General features: G+C 72.2%; 7 protein-coding genes. 4 read left to right on the top strand and 3 right to left on the bottom strand.

Translation table 11 applies throughout. The annotated features are described in order from the left end of the window. The first annotated feature begins 108 nt into the window (after positions 1–108). Positions 109–1,152, top strand: coding sequence for a PP2C family protein-serine/threonine phosphatase (locus AB0D44_RS22755; RefSeq protein ID WP_362593957.1), 1,044 nt, complete (start codon positions 109–111; stop codon positions 1,150–1,152). 96 nt (positions 1,153–1,248) lie between these two features. Here AB0D44_RS22755 and AB0D44_RS22760 read toward each other — a convergent pair whose 3' ends face one another. Both AB0D44_RS22760 and AB0D44_RS22765 read right to left on the bottom strand, forming a co-directional pair. After that, positions 1,249–1,563: a hypothetical protein gene (locus AB0D44_RS22760; RefSeq protein WP_362593960.1), complete on the bottom strand. Its 315-nt coding sequence runs from the start codon at positions 1,561–1,563 to the stop codon at positions 1,249–1,251. A 206-nt stretch (positions 1,564–1,769) separates the two neighbouring features. Continuing rightward, positions 1,770–2,900: an aromatic acid exporter family protein gene (locus tag AB0D44_RS22765; RefSeq protein ID WP_362593963.1), complete on the bottom strand. Its 1,131-nt coding sequence runs from the start codon at positions 2,898–2,900 to the stop codon at positions 1,770–1,772. 159 nt (positions 2,901–3,059) lie between these two features. On the opposite strand from AB0D44_RS22765, the gene AB0D44_RS22770 reads away from it, so the two are divergent. After that, entirely contained in the window at positions 3,060–4,175 is a 1,116-nt protein-coding gene (locus AB0D44_RS22770; RefSeq protein WP_362593966.1) for a glutamate--cysteine ligase, read from the top strand. A gap of 99 nt (positions 4,176–4,274) precedes the next feature. On the opposite strand, the gene AB0D44_RS22775 is transcribed toward AB0D44_RS22770, so the two are convergent. After that, positions 4,275–5,012: a DUF72 domain-containing protein gene (locus AB0D44_RS22775; protein ID WP_362593970.1), complete on the bottom strand. Its 738-nt coding sequence runs from the start codon at positions 5,010–5,012 to the stop codon at positions 4,275–4,277. Between the two features lie 325 nt (positions 5,013–5,337). On the opposite strand from AB0D44_RS22775, the gene AB0D44_RS22780 reads away from it, so the two are divergent. Together AB0D44_RS22780 and AB0D44_RS22785 are read left to right on the top strand one after the other, a co-directional pair. Then, the gene (locus AB0D44_RS22780) at positions 5,338–6,357 is read left to right on the top strand and encodes an ATP-dependent DNA ligase (RefSeq protein WP_362593973.1); all 1,020 of its coding nucleotides are present in this window, start codon (positions 5,338–5,340) and stop codon (positions 6,355–6,357) included. Positions 6,358–6,567: 210 nt separating this feature from the next. Then, complete coding sequence (locus tag AB0D44_RS22785; protein ID WP_362593976.1) at positions 6,568–7,212, top strand: DUF5133 domain-containing protein; 645 nt, start codon at positions 6,568–6,570, stop codon at positions 7,210–7,212. Positions 7,213–7,459: the final 247 nt, after the last annotated feature.

Genomic DNA, 7,459 nt, shown 5'->3' on the forward strand with positions numbered 1-7,459 from the left:
GGGCGGTCGGCTCTGTCCGTCAGAGCGCTATGCCCTTATTGCGCGGATAGTCTTGGAAATGTGATCGAGTCTGGACGGCCGTGGCTCCCTCGGCGCTATGGCCGGGGGATGCTGGTGCGGCTGTCGCCGGTCATTCTGACCGTCGTGATCGCCAGCCTGGCCTACGCCACTCCGCCGGAAATGGCCTTCAGCCGTCTGCTGCCCGCCGCGCCGGCCCTGGCCGCTGCCATGTGGCCGGTCCTGCCCACCGTCCTGCTCGGTACGGTCTGCCTCCTCCTGATGATCGGCCTCAGCCTCGTCTTCCCCGACCTGGGAACGTGGTGGACGGCCGCCGGGATCATCGCGGTCACCGTGGCCGCCGCCTACGGAAGCCACGTCCGGCTCCAGCGGGAGCGCACCCTCTTTCAGGTGAGGCTCGTCGCCGACGCGGCACAACAGGTGGTGCTGAGCCCCATGCCACGCCGCTTGGGAAAGGTCGAGGTCGAGTCGCTGTACCTCGCGGCCGCGGCCGAGGCCCGCATCGGCGGGGACTTCTACGAGGTGGTCGACACCCCCTACGGGGTCCGGCTGCTCATCGGTGACGTGCGGGGCAAGGGCCTGCCGGCCGTGGGGGCGGCCGCGGCGATCGTCAACGCCTTCCGGGAGGCGGCGTACGGCGAGCGCGACATGGTCAACGTCGCACGCAGGCTGGACGCCAGCAGCATGCGCTACAACGCGGCCTTTCCTCCCGACGGACCGATGGAGCGCTTCGCCACCGCCCTGCTCGTCGAGATCCCGCACGAGGGCAGACGCATCGACATCCTCAACTGCGGACACCCCCCACCGCTGCTCGTGAACCGCAACCAACTCCGTGTCCTCGAGTCGGCCACCCCCTCGCCCCTGCTCAGCCTCGCCGAGCTCATCGGCGACCACTACAACGTCGACACCTTCGACTTCGCCCCCGGCGACCTGCTGCTCCTCTATACCGACGGGATCGCCGAGGCACGCGCCCGCGACGGGAAGTTCTTCCCCCTGGCAGCCTGGATGCGTCGTCAGCCCCCGACACCGCCCCGCGAACTGCTCTCGGCTCTGCACCGCGACCTCCTCCGCTACAGCAGAGGACGCCTGGACGACGACATCGCCGCCCTCGCCGTCCGCCTGTGGGAGCCCTGAGGGCTGCAGGGGGCGGTGCCGCCGGGGGCCCGGCCCCCTGCACGGCGGGAGCGCTCGCCGCCGCGCCCTCCCGAACTCCGTCCGGAACAGGGCCGATTACGGCTCGTCGAGAGCTGCCACGCCGTCCACCCACCGCGCGCGGCGTTCCGCGTCGGTCTGCTCCCACCACGGGGTGCCGCGTTCGCCGAGGGCCACCTTCGCCGTGTGCACGCGCCGCCTGGCCGCACGCTCCGCCGCCTCGTCGTGCGCGCGCAGGGCGGCGCCGACGGCGCGGCGGGCCGCCATCAGGTGAGCGCGCAGACGCGCGGCGGCATCGGCGGGCAGGTCCGGGTCGGTGGCGCGCCAGCGCCTGCCGTTGATGAGGACGTAGCGCCCGTCCGTGGTGGGTTCCGGCGGAGGGTTTCGAGTCATCGGGACTGTGCCCTGGGATGCACCCACAGCTCCAACGGCCCCTTGCGCAGCCGAACCTCGGACATCGTCCCCGTCACGAACGCGTCCTTACATGGCTTCGTGCCGGCATGAGATCGGCTCCTGTCAGCAGCGCGGGAATGGTGTGGCACCCATCTTGGGCGGCGGAACCGTGGTGCGCATTCCGGCGCATGACGTCCTACGACGGCTCAGGCACGGCTCAGTGCGTGTCTGCCCGAGCGGAGCTCGGCCAGCAGGCGCGCGGCGTCGGTGAGCAGGGTGCCCTGGAGCGTCGGGGCCGCCGGCCGGTCTGCCGGGTGCGCCGGATGCGTCAGGGAGCGCTCCTGGACCCGATCGAGTCGGGAGGTCGCATCCTCGATCATGTCGGCGAGGCGTCCGTCGTCGGTGCGGGGCGTCTGCCCGATCTCCTCCATGGCACCGGCCGAGGCCCTCAGCACGGAGGCGAAACCACTGCGGAAGGACCGCGGCAGGTCTGCGATCTCCCGGCTGTCGACGGCGTGGTCCAGGGTGCGCGTGATGGAGCGCAGGTGGTCGAGCGAACGGTGGGCGGTGGTGATCGCCGCGCGGGTTCGGGGGAGGGCCTGGTCGGCGCCTTCGAAGCTGCGTCGCGGGTTGAGGCGGCCGTTCTCCTCTTCCGCCTCGACGCTCCGGTACAGGGTGTCGCAGTCGCGGGAGAGGCGTCGCCAGTCGTGGCGCCACTGCCGCACCCGGTGGGCGTCGGGAGCGGTCGCCTCGAAGGCATCGGCCAGGCCGTTGATCCGTTCGCCCGTCTCCGCGTAGAGACCGGCTGCGTCCCGCTGGCGGTGACGGGCGTGCCGGGCGGGAGCCAGGACGACGTGGGCGGCCAGTCCGCAGACGGCGCCGATGGCCACGGAGGCGGCCAGGTGTCCGATGTAGTCGATCCGGCCCTGTCCGGAGGAGAACGCGAAGAACCCCACGATGGCGACCTGGGTGCCCTGCCGGCCCAGCCGCCCGATGCGGCCGAGCCAGAGCGCGGCCAAGGTGAGGAGGCCGAAGGTCCAGCCGTGGATGCTGGCGGTGGCCGCCAGCGTGGCGGCCAGCGTCGCGCCGACCGACACGGCCAGCGCGTACTGGGCGCAGTCGCGCAGCGAGCGGTACAGGGTCCCCTGCAAGGCCACCATCACCGTGAACGGGGCGAACGTCGCCACGGCCGGGGGCAGGAAGTAGCGGGCCAGCGTCCACGCCACCATGGCCGCCACGACGGTCTTCGCCCCCAGAAGCAGGTCGTCCCGCTCACTGCCCGGCTTCCGCACGCCCCGCCACACGTACGCGGCGGCATCAGCGGCCGCCGACTTCACTTGCAGTCTTCCCGGGGCATGGAGCCACCTCGCCACCAGGCATCACCTCCTGGGGGCCGTCTGCCCGGCTGACGCGCGGCAAACGCGCAGGACGGCGGCATGGACGAGAGGAGGTAGGGCATGTGCGGGGCATCTGACGGTTCGAGCCACAGGGGTGACATGCGAAGCGTAGGCGTGGAGGAAGAGCTGCTGCTCGTGGACGCACACAGTGGTGCCCCGGTCGCCGTATCGGGCGCGGTGCTCGCGGCCGCGGAGCGCAGTGCCTGGCAGCATCAGGGCACCAGCGGTCGGCAAAACCACGAGTTCGAGAAGGAACTGCAGAAGGAGCAGCTCGAGTTCGCCACCAAACCGCTCACGCAGATGGGCGAGCTGCACGACGAGATCGTCCGCATCCGCGGAGAGGCGGCCCACCACGCGGCGAGCGCCGGGGCCGTCGTGGCGGCGGTGGCGACATCCCCGCTGCCCGTCCAGCCGTCGCTGAACGTCGGCCGGCGCTACCGGTGGCTGGGCGAGCAGTTCGGACTGACCGCGCAGGAACAGCTGACCTGCGGATGCCACGTCCACGTGTCGGTCGCCTCGGACGAAGAAGGGGTCGCGGTCCTGGACCGCATCAGACCTTGGCTGGCCGTCCTGTTGGCGATGAGCGCGAACTCCCCCTTCTGGCAGGGCGAGGACAGCGGCTACGCCAGCTACCGCAGCCGGGTGTGGAACCGGTGGCCCTCCGCCGGCCCGGTCGACATCTTCGGTTCGGCCGACCGCTACCACGAGCAGGTCCAGGCGATGATCGACACCGGAGCCCTGCGCGACGAGGGCATGATCTACTTCGACGCCCGCCTGTCGGCCACCTACCCCACAGTGGAGGTCCGCGTCGCCGACGTCTGCCTGGACGCCTCCACCCCGGTCCTGCTCGCCGCCCTCATCCGCGGCTTGGTCGAGACCGCGTCCCGCGCCTGGCAGAACGGGCAGCCCCCGGCCAGGATCGGTACGAGTCTGCTGCGCCTGGCCTCCTGGCGAGCAGGCCGCTCCGGCCTGGACGGACCCCTGCTGCACCCCGAAACCATGCGGGAGACGTCTGCGGAGGACGCCGTGGAGGCCCTGTACCAGCACGTGCGCGAGGCGCTGGAGGACCACGGCGACGACGAGCGGGTCCGGGAAGCCATAGCCCACCTGCACGAACGCGGGAACGGCGCGCGCACGCAGCGCGGGCTCCACGTCGGCGGGCAGACCCTTGGGTCGGTCGTCACCCATTGCGCGGAGCTGACGATCAAGCACTGACGATCAAGCACTGACGATCAAGCCTTGAAGCGCCGCGGCGCGCGGACGCGGACGCGTGTGCGGGCCGTGCCCGCGGTCCGAGAGCCGGCCCTAGTCAGGTCACAGGGCCGCCGGTCCCGCTGTCAGACGACCGAACGCCCGCGCGTCTGCAACGGCTGCCCCGCCGGTGTCGTTGTTGAAGTACGCGTAGACGTCCGCTTCCCGGGGCCAGGTGTCCGCGATCCGGTCCGCCCAGCTGCGCAAGGCCGTCCGGCCGTACCGGGGCGCGGGTTGGGCACGGCCTTCGTGGAAGCGTACGTATCCCCAGTCGGCCGTCCGCCACAGCGGCGTCACGGGCCGCGACCGGCGGTCGGCCCAGCACAGGGCCGCGCCGCGGCTGACGAGCACGGAGCGGACTTCCGCCGTCCACCACGACTCGTGCCGTGGTTCGACGGCGATGCGCAGGGCGGGGGGAAAGCACGCGAGGCAGGCGTCGAGCGCGGCAGGGTCGGCGCGCAGCGTGGGCGGGAGCTGGAGCAGCACCGGACCGAGCCGGTCGCCCAGGGGAGCGGAATGCTCCACGAGCCGTCGGACCGGCTCCTCCGGTTCCCGCAGGCGTTTGATGTGCGTCAGGTAGCGGCTCGCCTTGACGGCCATGACGAAGCCGGGTGGTGTCCGCGCGCGCCACTGGGTGAACGTCTCGGGCGGTGGCAGCCGGTAGAAGGCGTTGTTGAGCTCCACGGTGGGGAAGTGCCGCGTGTACTCCTCCAGCCAGAGCCGTTGTGGCCGGCCCGGCGGGTAGAGCACGCCCGACCAGTCCCGGTACTGCCATCCGGAGGTGCCGACGAGAACGGCCATGAGGTCCGCCTGCCCTCCCGCGCGCCGCGCATACCAGCGCCGGGGTCCCTGATACCTCGCCGCTGGTGTGCGCGGCGCCCGGGGTGCCGGTGGCAGGTGGGTGGGCACCTGCTCGAAAGGGGGAGGTAGGGGCAGGTGCCCACTGGTGGGGCGGCCGGTGGCCGCTCGAGGCCCGGCCGCCTGCTTCCACCGTAGGACGTGGACCGGCCCGGCTCCACCCCCGGGCGCCCGCTTTTCCGTGTCCTCGCTCACCGCGCCGTGTGCGGCCCATCGGTCCGCTGGTCGGGTGACCCTGGAAGAGGGGCGACCGTGAGGAGGACCGGGGATGTTGCGACCGCCGGTGGAGCCGATGCTGGCACAGGCCGTGGAGTCGGTGCCCGGCTCCGCCGTGCTGGGCGAGCTGGCGTTCGAGCAGAAGTTCGACGGCTACCGGGCGCTGCTGTTCACCCCCACCGGGGCGGGGGGCCGGCTGCTGGTGCAGACCCGGCGAGGGGCGCTGATCCAGGACCGCCTCCCCGACCTCGTGGCCGCCGCCGGACAGCTGCCGCAAGGCCTGGTCCTCGACGGTGAGCTCGTCGCCTGGGACACGGAGGCGTGCCGGCTGTCGTTCGAGGGACTGCAGCGCCGCACCGCCGCCCGCGGCCGTACCGCCCGCGGGCTCGCCGCGTCCCTGCCGGTGTTCTTCATCGCCTTCGACGTCCTGCAGCAGGACGGGATCGAGCTGCTGCGCCACCCCTACCGTCAGCGCCGCCTCCGGCTGGAGGCCCTGTTCACCGCCCACAGGCTCTCGAAACCCTGGACGCTGTGCCCGATGACGACCGACCTGATCAAAGCCCAGCACTGGCTCGAGTCGTGGACCGAGATCTCCGGGATCGAAGGAATCGTGGTCAAGGCCATGAACCAGCCCTACCGGCCCGGATACAGGGGCTGGCACAAACTCAAGCACCGGGACACCACCGAAGCGATCATCGGCGCGGTCACCGGCACCCTGCCCCGGCCCCAGCTGCTCGTCCTGGGCCGCCACGACCCGGACGGCCACCTCCACACGATCGGCCGCACGGCACCCCTGCGCCCGGAAGCCGCCCGCTTGGTCGGGGGGAACCTGACGGTGGCCGGCCCCGGGCACCCCTGGACGGGCCTGCGGTTCGCCTCGGCCTGGGGCAGCCGGGACGTCCTGGAGGTGACCCTGGTCGAGCCGGAGCTGGTCGCGGAGATCAGCGCCGACACCGCCGTCGACCATGGCGGCGTCTACCGGCACCCGGCGCGCTTCAAGCGGCTGCGCCTGGACGTCACGGTGGAGGAGGTTCCCCGGTTCGGGGCGAGCCCGTCCCCGGCGGCGGGCTGAGGACCGGCAGTGCCCTTCCGACCGGTGCCGGCGACCATCACGATCCTCGCGCCCCCTCCTCGCCCACCCGGGCGAGCCTCGTCAACCTCAGCGACCGCTGTTGCGCTTCAGGGGGCATTCGTGCGAGGGCGGGCGTGTCCTTCCTGACCGCGTGCCTCTTCCTGCTACACAGACTCCACCCTGGCCTGCGCCAGGTCGTATGGAGGGACATTGACCAGCACGTATCCCGAGTCCCCCGGCCTGCCCGAGGACTCAAGGCAAGCGGGCGACGGCAACACGGACGGCGCGGGCAGCGCGGGCGTCGCGCCCACCGGTCCGACCGGGCCGACCGGGCCGACCGGTCCGACCGCCCCGAGCGGTCCGACCGGTTCGACGGACATGGGCCGAGCCACCGGCGTCTTGATGGCGTTGCTGCCCTGCAACGCCGATACCGCGCGGCAGGTGCTCGCTCAGGCGGCGCGTACGGCGAGGGTGGGCCTCGAGGAGGCCGCACGTGCGGCAGTCGCCCTGCGCGGGGACGGACCACCCGTCCCGCCGCGGGTCGAACAGGCCCTGCGGAACGCGGTCGACCGCGCCCTGGCCGCCGCACCGGCGGGCAAGCCCGCCCTGCTGCCCGATCCGTACACCCTGCGCCATCACCTGGCCCGCTTCCGCGACCTGCGCAGGCGTACTTTCAGCAGCCCTGGCGATCAGTCCCTGCGTGCCCGCTACGAGGACGTCGGCTACACCCTCTGCGTCCTCCTCGGACACCAGGCGCTCCACCGCGCCCTGGCCGCCGCCGAACAGCTCGTCGCCACCCACCGTCTGCCCGGCCCCCTGGGCTCGGCGGGCCCGGACAGCCGACAACCGCAGTAGCAGTCGCAGGAGGGGACCGCCGACGCAGCACCGGAGGCCGGTCGCCCGGGCGGGGGGATGCACCTGAGGGCAGACCAGGGGGAGTCCTCGTATGGCCTGGCGGAGGTGCGCGGTGTTCCGGCAGAGCCGAGCATGACGGTGACCCGACACTGTCGAGAAAGGGATGTGTCATGCCCAAAGGTTCCAGCCCCAAGCGCGAGCGTCAGTACGAGCACATCAAGGAGTCCGGTGAGCAGCGCGGTATGTC

The sequence above is a fragment of the Streptomyces sp. NPDC048349 genome, from assembly GCF_040651925.1.
Lineage (GTDB): Bacteria > Actinomycetota > Actinomycetes > Streptomycetales > Streptomycetaceae > Streptomyces.